We start from the raw sequence: 19,841 nt of genomic DNA on the forward strand, positions 1-19,841 counted from the left end.
CCCACATGGCCCCATCAGCTTCAAGCCTGGGTGAGTTCTTCCAGGGTCTTGCCCTTGGTCTCCATCCCGAACAGCCACACCACCAGCGCCGCCACCGCAAAGCACAGCGCGCCCAAGGCAAATACCCCGCCCTGCCCGGTTATCGGGAACACCAACCCGGTCACCAACGGCCCCAGCAACGAACCAACCCGCCCAATCGCCGACGCAAACCCCGAGCCGGTTGCACGTGCCGAGGTGGGATACAACTCCGGCGTGTAGGTGTACAGCACCGCCCACATGCCAAACAGGAAGAACTGCATCAACAACCCCGAGGTGATCAGCAGGCCCACGTTGCCGCCAAACACTGCGCTCTGCCCATACAGAAACGCCATCACCCCGCCGCCCAGCAGGGTCACCACGCACACAGGCTTGCGTCCCCAGCGCTCCACCAACCACGCGGCCATCAAAAAGCCTGGGATTCCGCCCAGGGAAATGATCACCGTGTAATACACCGACTGAGTCACGGCAAAACCCGATTGCTGCAACAACGCACTCAACCACGACGTCAGCCCGTAGAACCCAAGCAGGGCGAAGAACCACACACTCCAGATCATCATCGTGCGTTGGCGGTACTGCGCCGACCACAGCTGCTGGAACGCGGAGAAAAACGTCCCCGGCGCACTCTCGATCCGTGGCAGGGCAATCGGCTCCGGCAAGTCGGCGCCGCCCAGGGAATCGCGCACCTTCTGCTCGATGCCAAGCAAGACCTTGTCCGCCGCCTCATGGCGCCCAGCCTGTTCCAGCCAACGCGGCGACTCCGGGATAAAGAAACGGATGGCCAGCACGAACACCGCCGGTACCGCCAGCACCAAGAAGATGTCGCGCCAGCCAATCACCGGCAACAAGAAGTAAGACAGTACGCCCGCAGCCACAAAGCCCAACGGCCAGAAACCATCCATCAAGGCGATATAGCGCCCGCGTCTTTTGGCGGGGATCAGCTCCGACAGCATCGACTGGGCAATGGGAAACTCCATGCCCATGCCAATGCCCAGCAGGATCCGAAACAACGTCAGCGTCTCCACCGTCTGGGCCGTGGAACACAAATAGCTCGCCAACCCCCAGAGGACGATGCTCCACTGAAACACCGGTTTGCGACCGAATCGATCAGCAAGCATCCCGGACAGCGAAGCGCCCACCACCATGCCGAAAAAACTCGAACTGGCCAGCAACCCGGCCTGGGCCGTGCTCAGGCCAAACTCGGTTTTGATCGAGCCCAACAGGAAGGTCATCATCGCCAGGTCCATGGAGTCAAAGAAAAACGCCAGGGCGATGATGATGAAAATGATTCGGTGGTAACCGCTGATGGGCAACCGTTCCAGGCGTTCCGCCGCGCTATAACCCTGCCTATCCATGCCACACCCCTCGTATGAAAAATCCCCCTTGCGAGTGTGCGGCATCGTTTGCGCCGGCTATTGCTGGATGCGACCTGACGACAGCTGAGAACGACGCCTACAGCTTGGCAATGCGAGCTATGTGCTCAAGCCCCAGGTCATTGACCGACAAGGCCCGTGACTCGTTGATCACGCTGATCCAGTTCGCCTGCAGAAACAGTTGCATCAAGCCCGCCCCCAACGCACCGCCCAGGTGGGGTTGTTGCTGGCTCCAGTCGAAACAGTCGCAGGCCAGCGGCGATGCCAATGCCTGGGTAAAAATGCCCAGCTGCGCCAATGCCTGCACGCCATTGGGCGTCACCTCTGTACGCGGCTCATGGCGCTCGATCCACCCGGCCTCAAGCATCCGTTGATACAACTGCGCCGCCAGCTCGCCGCCGAGGTGGCCATGGCACCAGCGGGCACGGCGCAGCAATGGCGGTGCGCGCAGCGCCGTTGGCAAAACATCAGGTGTGCTGCGGGCCGCGCTGGCCATAGTGGTGCTGGCCAGCGCATCAATGGCGGCACTGACATCGGCCGCCGCTACACGAAACAGGCGCTGGCCCCGCCGCGCCTCGATCCGCAACAGGCCGCTGCCGGACAGCCGCGCCAAATGTGCATTGGCTGACGCCGGCGACAGCCCGGCCAGCGTCGCCAGCTCTTCGGAAGTCTTCGCCGAACCGTCCATCAAGGCCCAGAGCATGGCCGTGCGTTTAGGCTCGGCGAGCAAGCTGGCGATCTGACTGATGCAAGGTGCTGCTCCCATGTATTCACTCCCTGTTAAACCATTTTTCTGCTGCGGTTGACGCCCAAGTATAGGTGCGCAGGCAGTAGGTTCCCCGGTGTCTGACGGTGCAAATCAGGACAAGATATGAGTGAAACTTCCGAGCGTGGCGCAGGCTATTGACGAGAAGCCATTCGTCCCGGTCGCTGGGCCGTCAATGTCGCACAACGGGACACGAGCATGTCCCGCAGCAGATTGATGGGTTTACTCAATTGCGCACGGTGGGCGCACAGCAGGTTGAGCGGGGTGCGCTCACCCTGCAGTTCCGGCAGGATCAGACGCAAGCGCCCGGCCAGCACATCGGTGCTCACATCCAGCCAGGACTTGTAGGCGATGCCCATGCCCGCCACCGCCCAGCGGCGCACCACATCGGCGTCATCGCTGAAGCGATCGCCGCTGACCGTCAGGCCCACATGGCGCTTGCCATCGTAAAAACCCCAGTGGTCGTGGACGCGGCTGCCGAGCATGTACAGCAGGCAATTGTGCTGGGCCAATTGCTCCAGATGGCGCGGCTCGCCATGCCGGGCGAGGTAACTGGGGGCGGCGCAGAGTACGCGAATATTGTCCGGAGCAATGGGCAGCGCAATCAGGCTGGAGTCTTCGGGTTCGCCGTAACGCAGGGCAATGTCCACGGGCTGGCGGAACAGGTCGGCGATGCGATCACCGAGCAACAGGCGCACGTTCAGTTGCGGATGCTCCTGCTGGAACGCATCCAGCCACGGCAACAGTTGGTTGCGGCCGAAATCCGAGGGTGCCGACAATTGCAGCACACCACTGACATGATCCTGGCCACTGGCCAATAGGCGCCGCCCTTCATCCAGCGCGCTCAGTGACGCCCGCGCGTACGCAAGGAAGCCCTCGCCTTCGGCTGTCAGGCGCAGGCTGCGGGTGGAGCGCGCCAGCAAGCGCGTACCCAGTTGCTGTTCGATACGCTTGAGCGCGGCACTGGCCACCGCCGGTGACAGGTCCATGACCCGCGCCGCAGCCGACAGGCTACCCAAGTCGGCGGCCCGCACAAACAACTGCAAATCATCAAAACGCAGCATGCATTTCCGCTCATTATCAATATTTGGTTGAAACAGCCTGCTGTTTTAGCCGCTTTTATCGGCGTGGGAAATAGCCAATCATCTGCCCATCCCGTTAGCCCGTGCCCGGAGTCGACTATGTCCACCGCTTTTAATGTCATCGCCACGCTGATCGCCAAACCCGGCCAGCACGCCACCCTGGAAACCCTGCTGCGCGGCCTGCTGGAACCGACCCGCCTGGAAGCCGGTTGCGAGCAGTACGACCTGCACCAGGACCTGCAGCACCCCGAGACCTTCTACATGCTCGAGCGCTGGAGCGACGACGCTGCACTGGCCGACCACGACCAGAGCGCGCATATCCAGAGCTTTCGCGCCAAGGCCGCCGATGTGATCGAACACTTCGAACTCAAGCGCCTGAAATTTCTCGCCTGATCCCGCCTTTTTTTGTAGGAACGAGCGTGCTCGCGAAAACCCCAACGACGAGGCGCGAAACCAGAAACACCGCGTCATCGTTAACGATCTTCGCGAGCAAGCTCGCTCCTACCTTGACCGTATTCACTTGGAGTCATCATGAAAGCCATCGCCTACTACGCCTCACTGCCGATCACCGATCCAGAATCCCTGCAAGACATCGAACTACCAGCCCCCGTGGCCGGCCCCCGTGACCTGTTGGTGGAAGTCAAAGCCATCTCGGTCAACCCGGTGGACACCAAGGTGCGCCAGAACGTCGCCCCGGAAAATGGCGCCGCCAAGGTGCTGGGTTGGGACGTGGCGGGTGTGGTCAAGGCGGTCGGCAGTGACGTGACGTTGTTCAAGGCCGGCGACAAGGTGTACTACGCCGGTTCCCTGGTACGCCCTGGCGGCAACAGCGAATTGCACACAGTTGATGAGCGCATCGTCGGCCATATGCCCCAAAGCCTGGGGTTTGCCGAAGCGGCCGCATTGCCATTGACCGCTATCACTGCGTGGGAGCTGTTGTTCGAACGTTTGCAGGTGACTGAAGGCAAAGACGATCAAGGCCAGAGCCTGCTGATCGTCGGCGCTGCCGGTGGTGTGGGGTCGATCCTGACTCAGTTGGCCAACCAGCTCACCGCGTTGAAGGTCATCGGCACCGCCTCGCGCCCCGAGACTCACGCATGGGCCAAGGCCCTGGGAGCACACGTGGTGATCGACCACAGCCAGCCGCTGAGCGAAGTGTTGAAACAGGCCGGGCACGGGCAAGTGACCCACGTCGCCAGCCTGACCCAGACCGAGCAACACCTGGACCAACTGGTCGAAGCACTGCAACCCCAAGGCAAGCTGGCGTTGATCGACGATCCCAAGGCCCTGGATGTGAGCAAGCTCAAGCGCAAGAGCCTGTCGCTGCACTGGGAGTTCATGTACACCCGTTCGATGTTCGAAACGCCAGACATGATCGAGCAGCACAACCTGCTCAACCGCGTGGCCGAACTGATCGACGCCGGCACCCTGAAAACCACGGTGGGCGAGCACTTCGGCGTGATCAATGCGGCGAACCTGCGCCGCGCCCACGCCCTGCTGGAAAGCGGCAAGGCCAAGGGCAAGATCGTGCTGGAAGGGTTCTGAAAACGGCTGTCAGTGTCGTCTGTTATCCACGTAGGTAACGGACGACACCATTAGTCAGAGAGTTGATCCTTGTCATATTTATGCGCCCGTTCAGGTTTATATTGGCCGCCTTTGCCACGATTCTTTTACGTGAGGAAGTCAGCAATGAAAATCCTGATAAAAGCGTTAGCAAAATCCCCCGGCAGCCAATGGCAAGTTCGTCTCGACGGCGAGGCCATCACCTTTCGCAGTGAAGCCGAGGCCCGCGCCTTCGCCGACACGCTGCAGGCCCGGATCCAGGCGCCCCATCGCTTCCCCCTCAACCAGCAACGTTCCGCTGGCTAAACCGAACTTCAGACCTGCGCCTGTACGGCCCTTGCCCGTTGCAGGCGCTGGGTCGCCATGGCAATGGTCACCGCCAGCACCCCGCAGAGGCTGATGACCATGGCCATCGGCATCGCCGTGCCGTCGTGCAACACACCGACCAACGACGCCGCCCCTGCAGCCACACTGAACTGAATGCAACCGAGCAACGCCGATGCGCTGCCGGCCCGAGCCCCCTGCCCGCTCATGGCACAGGCCGAGGTATTCGGCAAAATACAGCCCAGACTGGCGATACAGATAAACAGCGGCACCAACAACGGCCATAGCGCTTCAGTGCGCAACGCGGCAATTCCCAACAGCGTCAACGCGGCCGCCACGTACACCCACACGGTACGCGACAACAAAAACGCCGGGCCGCGCTTGGCCAGCAAGCGTGCGTTCAGTTGCGCCACCAGGATAAAGCCCGCGGCGTTGGAGCCAAACAACCAGCCGTAATGCTCGGCCGGTACGCCATAGAGCTTGATAAACACGAAGGGGGAACCGGCGATGTAGGCAAACATCCCGGCAATCGAGATGCCGCCGGTCAAGGCATAGCCCAGGTACACCCGGTCTGACAGTAGCGAGCCGTAGCGGCGCAACGAGCCCGACAACGGCTGGCGCGGCTGATCGGCCGGGAAGGTTTCCGGCAACCCGACCGCCACGGCGATGGCCGCCATCACGCTGAACAACGACAACGCCAGGAAAATCGACTGCCAGCCCCACACGCCGACCATCAGGCCACCGGCCAACGGCGCCAGGATCGGGGCCAGGCCGGTCACCAGCATCAGTTGCGAATACACCTTGGCCGAACCCACGGCATCGCATTTGTCACTGACCACCGCCCGGGAAATCACCATGCCCGCACACCCGCCAAGGGCCTGCACGAAGCGTGCACCGATCAGCCATTCCAGGGACGGCGCATACGCACAAGCGAAAGACGCGAGGGTAAACAGGGTGACGCCGCTGAGCAGCGGCACGCGCCGGCCAAAGCGGTCGGCCAGCGGCCCGTAGATCAATTGGCCAATAGCCAGGCCCGCGAAATACACCGCCAGGGTCAGCTGGATATGTTTTTCGTCAGTGGCGAAGGCCGAGGCCATTGCCGGAAAGCCCGGCAGGTAAAAGTCGATCGCCAACGGCGCGAAGGCGCTCAAGGCGCCCAGAATCAGGATTATGCGAAGGTTCATCAGACACCCAAGTGAGTCGGCAGCTCGACAGTCTAGCCGCGCTTGGGTGCCATGAACATTACGTTAGGTGGCTAACGATCAGAAAAATCACGCCAGCTTGACGCTGTAGCCTTCCTCGGCAATCAGGTCGATCACTTGGTCAGAGGACAGACTGCTTGCCACCCGCACTTCCTTAGCCTTCAAGTCGACTTCCACACTTGCCGCCGAATCCTGGCTCTGTACCGCCTGGGTCACCGCTTTAACGCAATGGCCGCAGGTCATTCCTTCAACGCTGAATATTTGCATGACATGACTCCTTTGATGAGGTTGAGCCCAGTGTCGAGCTTGCCATGATGGCAAGGTCAAGTTCTCAGTATTTCTGCCGGGCTGGTATTCGGCGGCGGCGTCGTCCAAGCTTCAACCTCCCTAGCTGTGAACCATGGAGCATTCGCCATGCGCTGGTCGTTTTTTGCCCTTGCCGGCCTGATGAGCTTGCCTGCCGCTGCGCCCCAGGCCCTGGCAGCTGAAGATTATGCGGTGCTGATTATTTCCCGCGAACGCCTGGAAGTGCCGACCCACTGCGAGATCGGCCTGTATATCCAGGACCAACTGGCCGGGCGTCTGTTCCAGGAGCAGGCCACCTCCTTCAACCTTCCCCCCGGCGATGTGTCGCTGCGCCTGAAAGTGTTGCCGAGTCAGGCCCCCGGCTGTCTGCCAGGCATGCTCGCGCCTCCCGCGCAGAACATCACCTTGAAAGCCGGCGATGTACGCAAATTACGCATTGCACTGGGCCCGGACGGCATGTACCTCAAAGCGGCGAAACTGGAATACTGAGTAACCCCACGATCGTTCCCACGCTCTGCGTGAGAACGCCTCATCGGACGCGCTGCGTCCCGGGTACAAGGCACTACTTCAACGCCAGGGTGACGCGGAGCGTCACGGGCTGTATTCCCACGCAGAGCGTGGGAACGATCGGCGCAGAGCGGGGGAACGATCGGGCTTGACCTTCCCCACAGGTTAAGGTTGATCCTAGTGGCAACTTCTTCTGGAGGACTGCCCCATGAATGGATCCACCACCTTTGACCTGCCCATCGGCGGCATGACCTGTGCCAGCTGTGCCGGGCGGGTCGAACGCGCGCTGGGCAAAGTGCCTGGCGTGCAACGTGTCAGCGTCAACCTGGCCAATGAGCGCGCGCACATCGAAGTACAGGGCCAGATGGACCCCAGCGTGTTGATCGCCGCCGTCGACAAAGCCGGCTACACCGCCAGCCTGCCCCAAAGCGAAACCGCTACCGACGCCGATCAGGCCCGGCGCCTGCGCCGCGAGCGCTGGTCGCTGGTGGCGGGCGTTCTGCTGGCGCTGCCCTTGGTGCTGCCGATGCTGGTAGAACCCTTCGGCCTGCACTGGATGCTCCCCGCCTGGATACAGTTTGCCCTGGCCACGCCGGTGCAATTCATCCTGGGTGCGCGCTTCTATGTCGCCGCGTGGAAAGCCGTGCGCGCCGGCGCCGGCAATATGGACCTGCTGGTGGCGATCGGTACCAGTGCCGGCTACGGCTTGAGTATCTATGAATGGCTCACCGCCGCCCCAGGCGTGACGCCGCACTTGTACTTCGAAGCCTCGGCGGTGGTGATCGCCCTGGTGCTGCTGGGCAAATACCTGGAAAGCCGCGCCAAGCGCCAGACCGCCAGCGCCATCCGCGCCCTTGAAGCCTTGCGTCCGGAACGTGCGATTCGCGTGCAGGACGGCCGTGAAGAAGACGTCGCCATCAGTGCGTTGAAGCACGGCGACCTGGTGCTGGTCAAACCCGGCGAACGCTTCCCGGTGGACGGTGAGGTGGTGGAAGGCCAGAGCCATGCCGATGAAGCCCTGATCAGCGGCGAAAGCCTGCCGGTGCCCAAACAACCCGGCGACGCGGTCACCGGTGGCGCCATCAACGGTGAAGGCCGCCTGCTGGTGCGCACCCTGGCCCTGGGCGCGGAAAGCGTGCTGGCGCGCATCATCCGCCTGGTCGAAGACGCCCAGGCCGCCAAGGCACCGATTCAGAAACTGGTGGATAAAGTCAGCCAGGTGTTCGTGCCGGCCGTGCTGGTATTGGCGCTGATTACCGTAGTGGGCTGGTGGCTGTATGGCGCATCCCTGGAAACCGCCATCATCAATGCGGTGGCCGTATTGGTGATCGCCTGCCCTTGTGCCCTGGGCCTGGCCACACCGACCGCGATCATGGCCGGCACTGGCGTCGCCGCACGCCACGGCATCCTGATCAAGGACGCCGAAGCCCTGGAGCGCGCCCATGCCGTGAGCGCCGTAGTGTTCGACAAGACCGGCACCCTCACCTCCGGCGCGCCCAACATTGCGCATTTGGCGGCCGTGGATGGCGATGAAGCCCTGTTATTGCAACAGGCCGGCGCCCTGCAGCGCGGCAGTGAGCACCCACTGGCCAAGGCCGTGCTGGATGCTTGTCGCGACAGAGGCTTGGACGTGGCCGATGTGAGCGCCAGCCAATCCCTGACCGGGCGCGGCATTGCCGGTACGCTCGACGGTCGGCCATTGGCGCTGGGTAATCGCCGCTTGCTGGAAGAGACCGGCCTGGACGCAGGCGATTTAGGCCCGCGAGCCAAGGAATGGGAAGCCGAAGGCCGCACCTTGTCCTGGCTGATCGAACAAGGCGCGCAACCCCGTGTGCTGGGGCTGTTTGCCTTTGGCGACACGCTCAAGCCCGGCGCGTTGCAAGCCGTGCAACAACTCAAGGCGCAGCACATCAGCAGCCACCTGATCACCGGCGATAACCACGGCAGTGCACGGGTGGTGGCCGAGGCCTTGGGCATCGACGATGTGCATGCCGAAGTACTGCCCGCCTATAAAGCCGCTGCCGTGGCCGAGCTGAAAAAAACCGGCGTGGTGGCCATGGTCGGCGACGGTATCAACGATGCACCAGCCCTGGCCGCTGCCGATATCGGCATCGCCATGGGCGGCGGCACCGACGTGGCCATGCACGCCGCCGGTATCACCTTGATGCGTGGCGACCCGCGCCTAGTGCCGGCCGCCCTGGAGATCAGCCGCAAGACCTACGCGAAAATTCGACAGAATCTGTTCTGGGCCTTTGTGTATAACTTGATCGGCATTCCCCTGGCCGCCTTCGGCCTGCTCAACCCGGTACTGGCTGGCGCCGCCATGGCCTTGTCCAGCGTCAGCGTGGTGAGTAATGCCCTGTTGTTGAAAACCTGGAAACCCAAGGAATTGGAGGATCAACGCCCATGAACATCGGCCAAGCCGCCCGCACCAGCGGGCTAAGCGCGAAGATGATTCGCTACTACGAATCCATTGGCCTGCTGAAAACCGCCCACCGCACCGACAGCGGCTACCGGGTGTACGGCCACGACGACCTGCACACCCTGACGTTCATCAAGCGCTCGCGAGACCTGGGGTTTTCACTGGAAGAAGTCGGCAAGTTGCTGACCCTGTGGGAGGACCGGCAGCGGGCCAGCGCCGACGTAAAAGCCCTGGCGCGCCAGCACATCGACGAGCTGAACCACAAGATTCGCGAGCTGGGGCAACTGCGCGATACCTTGCAGGACCTGATGGAGCACTGCCAGGGCGATCACCGGCCCGATTGCCCGATCCTCAAGGAGTTGGCAGCGGGCAACTGCTGCGCCTGACAGACAGCACAATGATCGTTCCCACGCTCCGCGTGGGAATGCCGCTTTCGACGCTCCGCGTCACGCTTTAGGACGCAGAGCGTCCAGGGATGCATTCCCACGCAGAGCGTGGGAACGATCAGCGTCGCTGTAAGTTACTGCATCCAAGGCGGCGGCGGTGGCTCGTCCGGCACTTTGCTTGGTGGCGCATCATCCGCCGCGCGAATCGCCTGGCGACGCTCTTCATCCAGCCGCGCCGCTTCGATTTCGCGGATCACACCGCCCACATCCGCCAGTTCTTCCGGTTCGTCGAACTCACCGGTCAATACACTGGCCGGGTGCAAGGTGCCGGCTTCATACAGCGCCCACATTTCCTTGGCGTACTTGGTTTTCTTCAACTCCGGGGCAAAACGCCCGAAGTAGGAAGCCATGTTGCCAACGTCGCGCTCCAGCATGCTGAACGCATGGTTGTTACCCGCCGCATCCACCGCCTGGGGCAGGTCGATGATCACCGGGCCCGTAGGCGTGAGCAGTACGTTGAACTCGGAAAGGTCACCGTGCACCAGGCCGGTGCACAGCATCAGCACGATCTGGGAGATCAGGAAGGCATGGTATTCGCGCGCCTGGTCCGGCTCCAGCACTACGTCATTCAGACGCGGCGCCGCATCGCCGTATTCGTCGGCCACCAGTTCCATCAACAGCACGCCTTCGAGAAAGTCGAACGGCTGGGGCACACGAACGCCCGCACCGGCCAGGCGAAACAGCGCCGCCACTTCCGCGTTCTGCCAGGCATCTTCGGTTTCTTTCTTGCCGAACTTGGAGCCCTTGGCCATGGCTCGCGCCTGGCGGCTGTTACGGACCTTACGGCCTTCCTGGTATTCGGATGCCTGACGAAAACTTCGTTTATTCGCCTCCTTGTAAACCTTGGCGCAACGCAATTCATTGCCGCAGCGCACCACATAAACAGCTGCTTCTTTACCACTCATCAGTGGGCGCAGCACTTCGTCGACCAGACCGTCTTCGATCAGGGGTTCAATGCGTTTAGGAGTCTTCATCAGCTTTTATTGTGGGTCCTGTATTACCAAACACGCGTGTGGCACTCGTTATACGGCAATCGGCTCGCCGGGGGGAGAGGCTACTGACCTCTGACCCCTTGAGAATGCATTCAATGGGCCAATTTTGTCGGCAATCAGCGTTCGATAATCGCCGTCACGCCTTGGCCACCGGCTGCACAGATGGAAATCAGCCCACGGCCCTTGCCCGCTGCATCCAATAATTTAGCCAGGCTGGCGACGATACGCCCACCGGTGGCGGCAAACGGATGGCCCGCCGCCAGGGAACTGCCCTTGACGTTGAGGCGGCTGCGGTCGATCGACCCCAGCGGCGCGTCCAGGCCCAGACGGGTCTTGCAATAGTCGGCGTCTTCCCAGGCCTTGAGCGTGCACAGCACTTGGGCGGCGAAAGCTTCGTGGATCTCGTAATAATCAAAGTCCTGCAACGTCAGGCCGTTGCGCGCCAGCAAACGCGGTACCGCATACACCGGCGCCATCAGCAGGCCCTCGGCGCCGTGGACGAAATCCACCGCCGCCGCTTCGCCATCGCGCAGGTAAGCGAGGATCGGCAAGCCGCGCTCCTTGGCCCACGCCTCGCTGCCCAGCAACACCAGGGAGGCACCATCGGTCAGCGGTGTGGAGTTACCGGCGGTGAGCGTGCCCTTTTCGCTGCGCTCGAAGGCCGGCTTGAGGCTGGCGAGTTTTTCCAGGGTCAGGTCGGGGCGCAGGTTGTTGTCGCGGGTGAGGCCGAGAAAGGGCGTGAGCAAATCGTTGTGCCAGCCTTCGGCGTAAGCCGCCGCCATCTTCTGGTGGCTCTCCAGCGCAAGCTGGTCCTGCTCGGCACGAGGGATCTGCCAGGTCTGGGCCATCAGTTCGCAGTGCTGGCCCATGGACAGACCGGTACGCGGTTCGCCGTTACGCGGCAGTTCCGGCTTGAGGTGATGAGGACGAAGTTGTAACAGGAGTTTTAATTTATCTGCCAGGGATTTGCTGCGGTTGGCTTGCAGCAGGATCTTGCGCAGCCCTTCATTCACACCAATCGGTGCATCCGAGGTGGTGTCCACCCCGCCGGCAATGCCGCATTCGATCTGGCCCAGGGCAATTTTATTGGCCACCAGCAGCGCCGCCTCAAGCCCCGTGCCGCAGGCTTGCTGAATGTCGTACGCAGGGGTTTGCGGTGATAGGCGCGAACCGAGCACGCATTCACGCGTCAGGTTGAAATCACGGGAATGCTTGAGCACCGCGCCGGCGGCCACTTCGCCCATGCGCAGGCCGTGCAGGTTGTAGCGCTCGATCAGACCCTCCAGTGCGGCAGTCAGCATCGCCTGGTTGCTCGCCGTGGCGTAGGGGCCATTGGATCGGGCGAAAGGAATGCGATTACCGCCAATGATCGCTACACGGCGCAATTGAGTCATGGAAAGCTCCCTCGTGGTGGTGGGTGGAATCATCAAGCCTAGCCTAGGCTCAATCGAACGACTGCCACCCCAGGGTGGTCAACCTTTGAACCCCAGCCTTCGGAGAGCGTTCCATGTCTGACCGTTATATCGACTTCGCCAACTCAAGCCTCGGCCATCGCCTGGTCGCCGCCATTGGCCTGCCGTCACCGGTACGCCTGGAACGCTGGCAAGCCGGGCGCCTGCGCCCGGTCGAAGGTGCGCTGCTGCTGGGCGGTGGCGCATTGGCTACCCAGGTGCTGGCATTTGCCAACCGACTCACCGACGCCGTCTACAGCTACGGCGCCGAAGCCTCGACAGCGCCCGCGTGGATTCCAGGACACGGCCCCAAGCTCAAGGCGGTGGTGTTCGATGCCAGCGGTTTGCAGCACACCGACCAGCTCAAGCAGCTGCGCGAATTCTTCCAACCACTGCTTAAAAACCTCGACCACAGTGCCCACTTGGTGATCCTTGGCCGGGCGCCGGAAAGCCTCAGCGATCCGTTCGCCGCCAGCGCCCAGCGCGCCCTGGAAGGGTTCAGCCGCTCTTTGGCCAAGGAGTTGCGCAGCGGTGGCGTACTGCAGTTGCTGTACGTGGGCGACGGTGCCGAAGGCCAGTTGGAGGGCGCGCTGCGGTTTTTCCTCTCGCCCAAAAGCGCTTATATATCGGGCCAGGTGATTCGCCTGTCAGCTTGCGACACCCCGGTGCAAGACTGGACGCGCCCCTTGGCCGGGCGCAAGGCGTTGGTTACCGGCGCCGCTCGAGGCATCGGTGCCTCCATCGCCGAAACCCTGGCCCGCGACGGCGCCGAGGTCATTCTGCTCGATGTGCCCCAGGCCAAGGCCGACCTTGAAGCCCTGGCCGCACGCCTGAATGCACGCACGGTGGCCCTGGATATCTGCGCCGAAGATGCCGCACGCCAACTGATCGAGCACCTGCCAGACGGGCTCGACATCCTGGTGCACAACGCCGGCATCACCCGCGACAAAACCCTGGCCAACATGACCCCGGAATACTGGGACGCAGTGCTGGCGGTCAACCTCAAGGCTGCGCAAGTGCTGACCAAGGCCCTGCTCGACAGCGGCACCCTGCAGGACAATGCACGGGTGGTGTTGCTGGCTTCCATCAGTGGCATCGCCGGCAATCGTGGGCAAACCAACTATGCAGCAAGCAAGGCCGGATTGATCGGCCTGGCTCAAGCCTGGGCGCCGCTGTTGAAGGAGCGTGGGATCAGCATCAACGCCGTCGCGCCAGGGTTTATCGAAACCCAGATGACCGCGCATATTCCCTTCGCCCTGCGCGAGGCCGGGCGCCGCATGAGTTCCCTGGGCCAAGGTGGCTTGCCCCAGGACGTGGCCGAAGCCGTGGCCTGGCTGAGCCAGCCGGGTTCCGGCGCGGTCAGCGGCCAAGCGCTGCGGGTGTGCGGGCAAAGTCTTCTGGGAGCGTAAGCATGCAATGGCAAACGTTGGACAGCACCCCACCTCTACTGCCGCTGTATTGGCGTGCGGCGCTCAAGCGCAAGATCACCGGCAGCTCACTGCCCGAACGTGGGTTGCGCTGCCGGATGAATATCAACCCCAGCGCCGTTGCCGCGTACCGCAAGGTGTGCGGTTTTGCTGACAGCCCGATGCTGCCGGCGACTTATCCGCATATCCTCGCGTTCGGCCTGCAACTGCAACTGCTGACGGACAAGAGCTTTCCGTTTCCGTTGCTGGGGTTGATCCACCTGCGCAATCGCATCCGTATTCATCGCCCGTTGGGTGGCGTGGGTGACGTGAGTGTCGGTGTCTACGCACGCAATCTCAGCACCCATCCCAAGGGGGCCACCTTTGACATCGTGACGGTTGTCGAGGATGCCCTTGGGCTCTTGTGGGAGGGCGAAAGCCAAATGCTATGTCGGGGCGTAAAGGTTGAAGGCGAAGCGGCGGACAGCGGATCGCAGACTCCAGGAACGCTCACCGAACTGACGCGCTGGAAAGCCCCCCCTGATATTGGCCGACGCTACGCCCGAGTGTCTGGCGACTACAACCCCATCCACCTCAGTACCCCGACCGCGAAGTTGTTCGGTTTTCCCCAGGCCATCGCCCACGGGTTATGGAACAAGGCGCGCACCCTCGCGGCGCTGGCAGAACACTTGCCGGCCGCCAATATTGAAATCGACGTCGAGTTCATGAAGCCGGTGCGCCTGCCCAGTGAAGTGATATTGATGAGCAGCGCGGCCGGCTCCAGCGGGGCGTTGGAACTCAAAGGCGCTGGGGATATACAACATATGTTGGGGCAGTGGCAGCCGACTGCCTGAAAACCCTGATTAATTGTATATATACACCCTAAGTTATAGCGGACCTTACGAGGTCCGTCTTTATTTACAACACTTTGATTTTACTAATATAAAAATCCTGAAACACCCTTCCATTACACCTTTGGTATTAGTCATTAAGCCGACGATGGCCGGATGTATATAAATCGTTAATACCAAGTTGAGCGTTGCGTGAAAGAGTGCCCTCGCCTGAGATAGCCACACGGACAAACCTATCGTTATCCGAAGAAGTAACGAAGGTTTGAAACAACCAAGGTTGTACCAGGTGCAAGGAACTCAATCATGAAAACTCAAGTCGTATTTTGGAAAGCAAGTACCGCGCTGGCCCTGATTCTGGCAATGAGCCTGGGCGGCTGCAGCAGCGGTGGTGGCGGGCATAAATCCAGCGTGGCGGCGTCATCGCCGGATGCAGGTGCAGGTGCCGGAGGCGGTACTGGTGGCGGTGATGGCGGTACAGGCGGTGGTACCGGTGGTGGCACAGGCGGCGGTGACGGCGGTACTGGCGGTGGAACCGGTGGTGGCACAGGCGGCGGTGACGGCGGTACTGGTGGCGGAACCGGCGGTGGCACGGGCGGTGGCACGGGCGGTGGTGACGGCGGAACTGGCGGTGGTACTGGCGGTGGTACTGGCGGCGGTACCGGCGGCGGCACCGGCGGCGGCACTGGCGGCGGCACCGGCGGCGGCACCGGCGGCGGCACTGGCGGCGGCACCGGCGGCGGTACTGGCGGCGGCACTGGCGGCGGCACTGGCGGCGGAACAGGTGGCGGAACAGGTTCGACAACCACCCCACTGGTCACCGGCCAGATTGCCGGCACCCTTGGCACCACTGTGGGCAATGTCGGTACAGCGGTCGGTAACCTGGGTTCGACGTTGAATGGCGTACCCATCGTCGGCGCAACCGCTGGCGGCCTGGTCACCTCGGCAGGCACCGCCGTTAACAGCATCGGCACTGGCGTAACCGCCGGCTTGGGCTCACTGGGCACCAACACCAACTCCTTGGGCACCACGGTGGCAGGCGTAGGTAACGGCGTGGCCGACCTGGGCGGCGGCCTCTCGACCACCGGCCAAACACTCTCAACCACTCTCGGCGGAATACCTGTGGTCGGCGGCGCGACAGGCGGAGTGGGCACTGCGGTAGGTGGCGTCGTGGATAAAGTCGGCACCACCGTCACCATGCTCGGCGATACCCTCAGTACGGCCAGCACCACCGGCCCGCTGGGTTCGTTGACCAACACCTTGGGCAGCAAAGTCGTGGTGCCTGTGGTGTCGCTGGTGGAAAACACCACCGGCAACCTGGGTAACGCAACCGGCCTGGGCACTCCACTCAATGGCGTACTGGATAAGGTCGGCTCGACCGTCACCAGCTTGGGTACTCAAGTCGCCAGCACGGGCGGCACGGGCAACCCGGTCACCGGCGTTGTCGGCACCGTACTCACTGGCGTCGGTGGCACACTGGATAAATCAGGTGGTTATGTCGCCCCAACCGGTGGCACCTCGGCTCCCGGCATTCCGGAACTGGTGGGTGGCCTGGTGGCTAACGTGGGTACCGGCCTGAACGTGGGCAATACCAACGGCACAGTCAGTGCAACGGGTGTGACCGGTGGTGCAGTCGGCGGCACCGTTGCGTCGCTGGGCACTGCGCTGGGTGGCACAGGTGTAGCAAACACCGCAGCTACCGCACCGGTCGCCACCGTAGCGGCCAATGTCGGCGCAGCGCTCAACCCTGTGACCAGCGGCGTCACCAACCTGACCCAAACCATCGGCACCACTACCGGTGTGGGTGCTCCGGTCAATGGTCTGGTGACTCAAGTCGGCGGCGCTGTGAGCAGCGTGGGCACTAACTTGACGGCAGCCAATGCCAACCCGATCACCAACGCGGTAGGCACCACCGTCACAGCGGTCGGCGGCACCGTCGCCTCGGTGGGTGGCCTGGTAACCGGCGGCGCGACTGGCGGCACCAGCGGTGGTTTGCTCGGCGGCCTGAATATCGGCACCACCGCCACAGCAACCGGCACTGCCACCACCACGGGCGGCACTACGGCCACAGGCGGTCTGGGCGGTTTGTTGAATGGCCTGACCGGCAAATAGAAATGCACCTGGCCGATTAGACGGCCTCCCCTACAGCGCCTACGCTTGGTTGAGACGAGAGACCTTTAATAAGTCTCTCGTCTTTTTTATGGGCAGCGACACCTGTGATCAATCGCCGCCCTCCCGAACCGAGTCCCAGAACCCGGCGGGCCCGAAGCGCTGCTGCAGTTGACCATGGAGTGTCCTATGCGCGTGTTGACCCCGTTGTTATTGCTCACCCTCAGTGCTTACGCCCAGGCCGAGACCCTTCCCAGCTTTCTCAACAGCAACGACACTGTCCGCACCCTGCCGGTACCCAACCTGCCCGCGGACGCCTACCGACCACCCACGTCGAAAACCCAAGTACCCGAGGCGCCGCCGACTGCAGGCCAGCCGCTGTTGATGGACACCAAGGTCACTATTCGAAAGTTGCAGATCGAAGGCGGAACGGTCTACCCGCTCGCCGAGACGGCGCAGGTGTATGCGCCGTTGATTGGACGTGAAACCAACCTTGCGCAACTGATTGAAGCGACCCGTGGCATCACCCGCCGTTATCAGGAGGATGGCTACCTGCTGTCCTACGCCTTCCTGCCGCAACAGAACTTCGAAAATGGCCTGGTCCGCGTGGTACTGGTGGAAGGCTACATCAAGGACTATCAACAAACCGGCGACATTGGTTCGGTGTCGGCCTACGTCGATAAACTCGCGCAAAAGCTCCTGGCCGAACGCCCACTGACTCGCAAGACCTTCGAGCGCTATACCACGCTGATGAGCCGCATCCCCGGCCTCAGCGTACAAGCGCAAGTACCGCCGCCAGGCACCACCGATGGCGCCACGCACATGCAGATCCAGGCCAGCCGCAAACCTTTCACCACCAGCATGAGCCTGGTGCAGAAAAGCCGTGGCGGCACGCAAGCGTTGCTGAGCGCCACCAGCAATTCCCAGACGTCCATGGGCGAGCAGCTCAGCGTCAGCGGCCTGTTCCCACCCGGCGAGGACAAAGAGCATTACTACCGCGTGGACTACAACCAATTCATCAATGCCGAAGGCACCCAACTGGCGCTCGCCGCCGAGCGCTATCGCGCCGACCCCAGCAGCAGCGTGCAACTGGACGGCGGTTTCGAACTCAAGCCGCACCAGTCCATCGACCGCTACTCCATCGGCCTGAGCCACCCGTTCATTGCCTCCCCGACCGAGTCCTTCACCCTGGGCACACGCCTGTACGCGGTCGACCAGACCACGCGCTATAAACTGGTGGGTTACCCGTTGCGTTTCGACATCGAATCCAACCTGCGCGCCCTGGCCTTCGAAGGAGATTGGCGCAAAGCCGACGCGCGACGCCTACGCATCATCAGCGGTGGCCTGTACCAGGGCATCGATGGCCTGGGCGCCAAGGCCCGCAGTGACCTGGACGTGGCTAAACCCGACCTCGACTTCTTCCGCCTGCGCCTCTCCGGCGTGCAAAGCGACAAGTTCTTCGACAACTGGCAAGGCGTACTTTCCGGCGCGCTGTACTGGAGCAACAACACCCTGCCCGACAGCGAACGCGCCACCTTCGGGGGGCAAAATTTCGGCCGCGGCTACCCGGACGACCAAGGCTCGGGCGACAAGGGCTGGGGGGTGGCGTACGAGGTCAACTACAGCTTCAACCGCGCCGGCAACTGGGTGAAAATCCTGCAACCCTACGTAGTGGTCGATCGCGCCAAATCCTGGTTCAACGACCTGCCGGTCAAGGCCAACGACATGTCGTCGGCGGCGGTAGGTTTACGCTTTGGCGACAACAAGTACTACAACATCGCGCTGGAAGCGGCCAAGCCAATGTCGGATATCGCCCTGGACAGCTTCAATCGCAGGCCTCGGTATACGCTGAGCTTCAGTTATCAACTGTGACGAGGGCACCTGTAATCAATGTGGGAGCTGGCTTGCCTGCGATGGCGCTCTTCGGGTCGACCATTTAATTGGGTTGGAATGAGTACATATCTCGGTCTGCCATACCGCCTTCGCGAGCAAGCCCGCTCCCACAGTTGGGTTTCGGAGTGTCAGGCAGTTAGTCGTTGACTGTTCGGCCATCATCGCAGGCAAGCCAGCTCCCACAGGGGTCTGTGTTGCTCACAGAATCAGTGCATGGCACAGATCCCTGCGGCCTGACAGCCGAACCCCCTCTACCTGCGCCCCCGCAATCAAACTGTGGGAGCGGGCTTGCTCGCGAAGGCGGTGTGTCAGTCAATGAATCTTTAACTGAACCACCGCTATCGCAGGCAAGCCAGCTCCCACATTTAATAAGCGGTGCAGGTCCGTTACCGACCAGGTGTAGAGAGGGGAAACAGGCTGTTGAGGGTATCGAGCAAGCGCACCAGGTAGATCGGCTTGCGAAACAAGTCCAGCACCTGCAAGCGCAGCATATCGCTGACATCGTCCATTTCTGCATGGCCAGACATCACGATCACAGGCAAATGCAAGCGTGAGGTATGTTCGCGCAGGCGCTTGATCAAGGAGATACCACTTTCCTCGGGCATGCGCAGATCGGTGATGACCAGGGCGATATCAGGGTGAAGTGTCAATTCTTGCAAGGCGAAGGTGACGGAGGTCGCGGTGAAACAGACGAACCCCTCGTTTTCGAGGGATTCGGCCAACTCCACCAGCGCATCCTCCTCGTCGTCCACCAATAGGATTTGTTGGCGGGATGACGAAGGGTGGGTCATGGGCGGTACCTGATAAAAAGAATCACCGGAACGAAAGAATACCGCAATGACGGCTAAGTCGCCGCTGGCAGCGCATCGGACACTTGCTCGAAGATGCCTTTTATCTTATCGCCAAGCCCAGTACCAATACCGACGATCACCAACGCAACTATCGCGACGATAATCACATATTCAATAGCCGACGCCCCATCTCTGCGGCGCAGGAATAACTGAGCGTGAACATAAAATTTCAAGAACAGGTCAAGGATCATGTTGAGATCTCCTTCATGCGCCACAAAGCGCCGATACAGCTGGCCCGCACAATGATTGCCGTGTGCCACTAGA

19 protein-coding genes are annotated in these 19,841 nt (G+C 62.0%); 10 read left to right on the forward strand and 9 right to left on the reverse strand.

What is annotated here, in order from left to right; genetic code table 11:
* Nucleotides 1–20 precede the first annotated feature (20 nt).
* The 3 genes from AC1RAC_RS08145 to vimR all read right to left on the reverse strand — a co-directional run bounded on the left by AC1RAC_RS08145 (nt 21) and on the right by vimR (nt 3,239).
* On the reverse strand, nt 21–1,391 hold the full coding sequence (locus tag AC1RAC_RS08145) for an MFS transporter (protein WP_492616486.1): 1,371 nt from the start codon (nt 1,389–1,391) through the stop codon (nt 21–23).
* 97 nt (nt 1,392–1,488) lie between these two features.
* The gene (locus AC1RAC_RS08150) at nt 1,489–2,175 is read right to left on the reverse strand and encodes an ArsR/SmtB family transcription factor (protein WP_054918749.1); all 687 of its coding nucleotides are present in this window, start codon (nt 2,173–2,175) and stop codon (nt 1,489–1,491) included.
* Between the two features lie 134 nt (nt 2,176–2,309).
* Nucleotides 2,310–3,239 carry a transcription regulator VimR gene (vimR, locus tag AC1RAC_RS08155; protein WP_034125904.1) on the reverse strand — a complete coding sequence of 310 codons (930 nt, stop codon included), beginning with the start codon at nt 3,237–3,239 and terminating at the stop codon, nt 2,310–2,312.
* A gap of 117 nt (nt 3,240–3,356) precedes the next feature.
* Here vimR and AC1RAC_RS08160 point away from each other — a divergent pair, with 117 nt between their 5' ends.
* The 3 genes from AC1RAC_RS08160 (at nt 3,357) to AC1RAC_RS08170 (ending at nt 5,126) form a co-directional block, all read left to right on the forward strand.
* Entirely contained in the window at nt 3,357–3,650 is a 294-nt protein-coding gene (locus AC1RAC_RS08160; protein ID WP_003188253.1) for a putative quinol monooxygenase, read from the forward strand.
* Nucleotides 3,651–3,788: 138 nt separating this feature from the next.
* Nucleotides 3,789–4,802 (forward strand): zinc-binding alcohol dehydrogenase family protein, encoded by a 1,014-nt coding sequence (locus AC1RAC_RS08165; RefSeq protein ID WP_034125902.1) that lies wholly within the window; start codon nt 3,789–3,791, stop codon nt 4,800–4,802.
* Nucleotides 4,803–4,946: 144 nt separating this feature from the next.
* Entirely contained in the window at nt 4,947–5,126 is a 180-nt protein-coding gene (locus AC1RAC_RS08170; RefSeq protein ID WP_014716767.1) for a hypothetical protein, read from the forward strand.
* A gap of 8 nt (nt 5,127–5,134) precedes the next feature.
* Here the strand turns inward: AC1RAC_RS08170 and AC1RAC_RS08175 are convergent, their stop codons facing one another.
* Both AC1RAC_RS08175 and AC1RAC_RS08180 read right to left on the reverse strand, forming a co-directional pair.
* On the reverse strand, nt 5,135–6,328 hold the full coding sequence (locus tag AC1RAC_RS08175; protein ID WP_236456004.1) for a multidrug effflux MFS transporter: 1,194 nt from the start codon (nt 6,326–6,328) through the stop codon (nt 5,135–5,137).
* A gap of 87 nt (nt 6,329–6,415) precedes the next feature.
* Entirely contained in the window at nt 6,416–6,613 is a 198-nt protein-coding gene (locus tag AC1RAC_RS08180) for a heavy-metal-associated domain-containing protein (protein ID WP_072445975.1), read from the reverse strand.
* A 147-nt stretch (nt 6,614–6,760) separates the two neighbouring features.
* Between AC1RAC_RS08180 and AC1RAC_RS08185 the strand changes: the two genes are divergently transcribed.
* From AC1RAC_RS08185 to cueR, 3 genes are all read left to right on the forward strand, one after another.
* On the forward strand, nt 6,761–7,141 hold the full coding sequence (locus AC1RAC_RS08185; protein WP_034125899.1) for a hypothetical protein: 381 nt from the start codon (nt 6,761–6,763) through the stop codon (nt 7,139–7,141).
* Nucleotides 7,142–7,367: 226 nt separating this feature from the next.
* The gene (locus AC1RAC_RS08190; RefSeq protein ID WP_072445973.1) at nt 7,368–9,569 is read left to right on the forward strand and encodes a heavy metal translocating P-type ATPase; all 2,202 of its coding nucleotides are present in this window, start codon (nt 7,368–7,370) and stop codon (nt 9,567–9,569) included.
* A complete protein-coding gene (cueR, locus tag AC1RAC_RS08195) occupies nt 9,566–9,967 on the forward strand; it encodes a Cu(I)-responsive transcriptional regulator (RefSeq protein WP_003188242.1) in 402 nt (133 codons plus the stop codon). The genes AC1RAC_RS08190 and cueR overlap by 4 nt, the downstream gene beginning before the upstream one ends.
* A gap of 134 nt (nt 9,968–10,101) precedes the next feature.
* Here cueR and AC1RAC_RS08200 read toward each other — a convergent pair whose 3' ends face one another.
* Both AC1RAC_RS08200 and AC1RAC_RS08205 read right to left on the reverse strand, forming a co-directional pair.
* Nucleotides 10,102–11,001 (reverse strand): PA4780 family RIO1-like protein kinase, encoded by a 900-nt coding sequence (locus AC1RAC_RS08200; RefSeq protein WP_014716761.1) that lies wholly within the window; start codon nt 10,999–11,001, stop codon nt 10,102–10,104.
* 134 nt (nt 11,002–11,135) lie between these two features.
* Nucleotides 11,136–12,413, reverse strand: coding sequence for an acetyl-CoA C-acetyltransferase (locus AC1RAC_RS08205; protein ID WP_089042161.1), 1,278 nt, complete (start codon nt 12,411–12,413; stop codon nt 11,136–11,138).
* 113 nt (nt 12,414–12,526) lie between these two features.
* On the opposite strand from AC1RAC_RS08205, the gene AC1RAC_RS08210 reads away from it, so the two are divergent.
* The 4 genes from AC1RAC_RS08210 (at nt 12,527) to AC1RAC_RS08225 (ending at nt 18,705) form a co-directional block, all read left to right on the forward strand.
* A complete protein-coding gene (locus AC1RAC_RS08210; protein WP_054896414.1) occupies nt 12,527–13,879 on the forward strand; it encodes a 3-oxoacyl-ACP reductase in 1,353 nt (450 codons plus the stop codon).
* Nucleotides 13,880–13,881: 2 nt separating this feature from the next.
* Nucleotides 13,882–14,730, forward strand: coding sequence for a MaoC family dehydratase (locus AC1RAC_RS08215; protein ID WP_492616487.1), 849 nt, complete (start codon nt 13,882–13,884; stop codon nt 14,728–14,730).
* 300 nt (nt 14,731–15,030) lie between these two features.
* Nucleotides 15,031–16,836 (forward strand): collagen-like triple helix repeat-containing protein, encoded by a 1,806-nt coding sequence (locus tag AC1RAC_RS08220; protein ID WP_492616488.1) that lies wholly within the window; start codon nt 15,031–15,033, stop codon nt 16,834–16,836.
* 186 nt (nt 16,837–17,022) lie between these two features.
* A complete protein-coding gene (locus AC1RAC_RS08225) occupies nt 17,023–18,705 on the forward strand; it encodes a ShlB/FhaC/HecB family hemolysin secretion/activation protein (protein ID WP_034125892.1) in 1,683 nt (560 codons plus the stop codon).
* 407 nt (nt 18,706–19,112) lie between these two features.
* Here AC1RAC_RS08225 and AC1RAC_RS08230 read toward each other — a convergent pair whose 3' ends face one another.
* Both AC1RAC_RS08230 and AC1RAC_RS08235 read right to left on the reverse strand, forming a co-directional pair.
* On the reverse strand, nt 19,113–19,517 hold the full coding sequence (locus AC1RAC_RS08230) for a response regulator (protein ID WP_236453589.1): 405 nt from the start codon (nt 19,515–19,517) through the stop codon (nt 19,113–19,115).
* A 53-nt stretch (nt 19,518–19,570) separates the two neighbouring features.
* Nucleotides 19,571–19,768 carry a Flp family type IVb pilin gene (locus tag AC1RAC_RS08235; RefSeq protein WP_034125890.1) on the reverse strand — a complete coding sequence of 66 codons (198 nt, stop codon included), beginning with the start codon at nt 19,766–19,768 and terminating at the stop codon, nt 19,571–19,573.
* Between the last annotated feature and the right edge of the window lie 73 nt (nt 19,769–19,841).

It is taken from the genome of Pseudomonas sp. GW823-FHT02F05, from assembly GCF_058797315.1.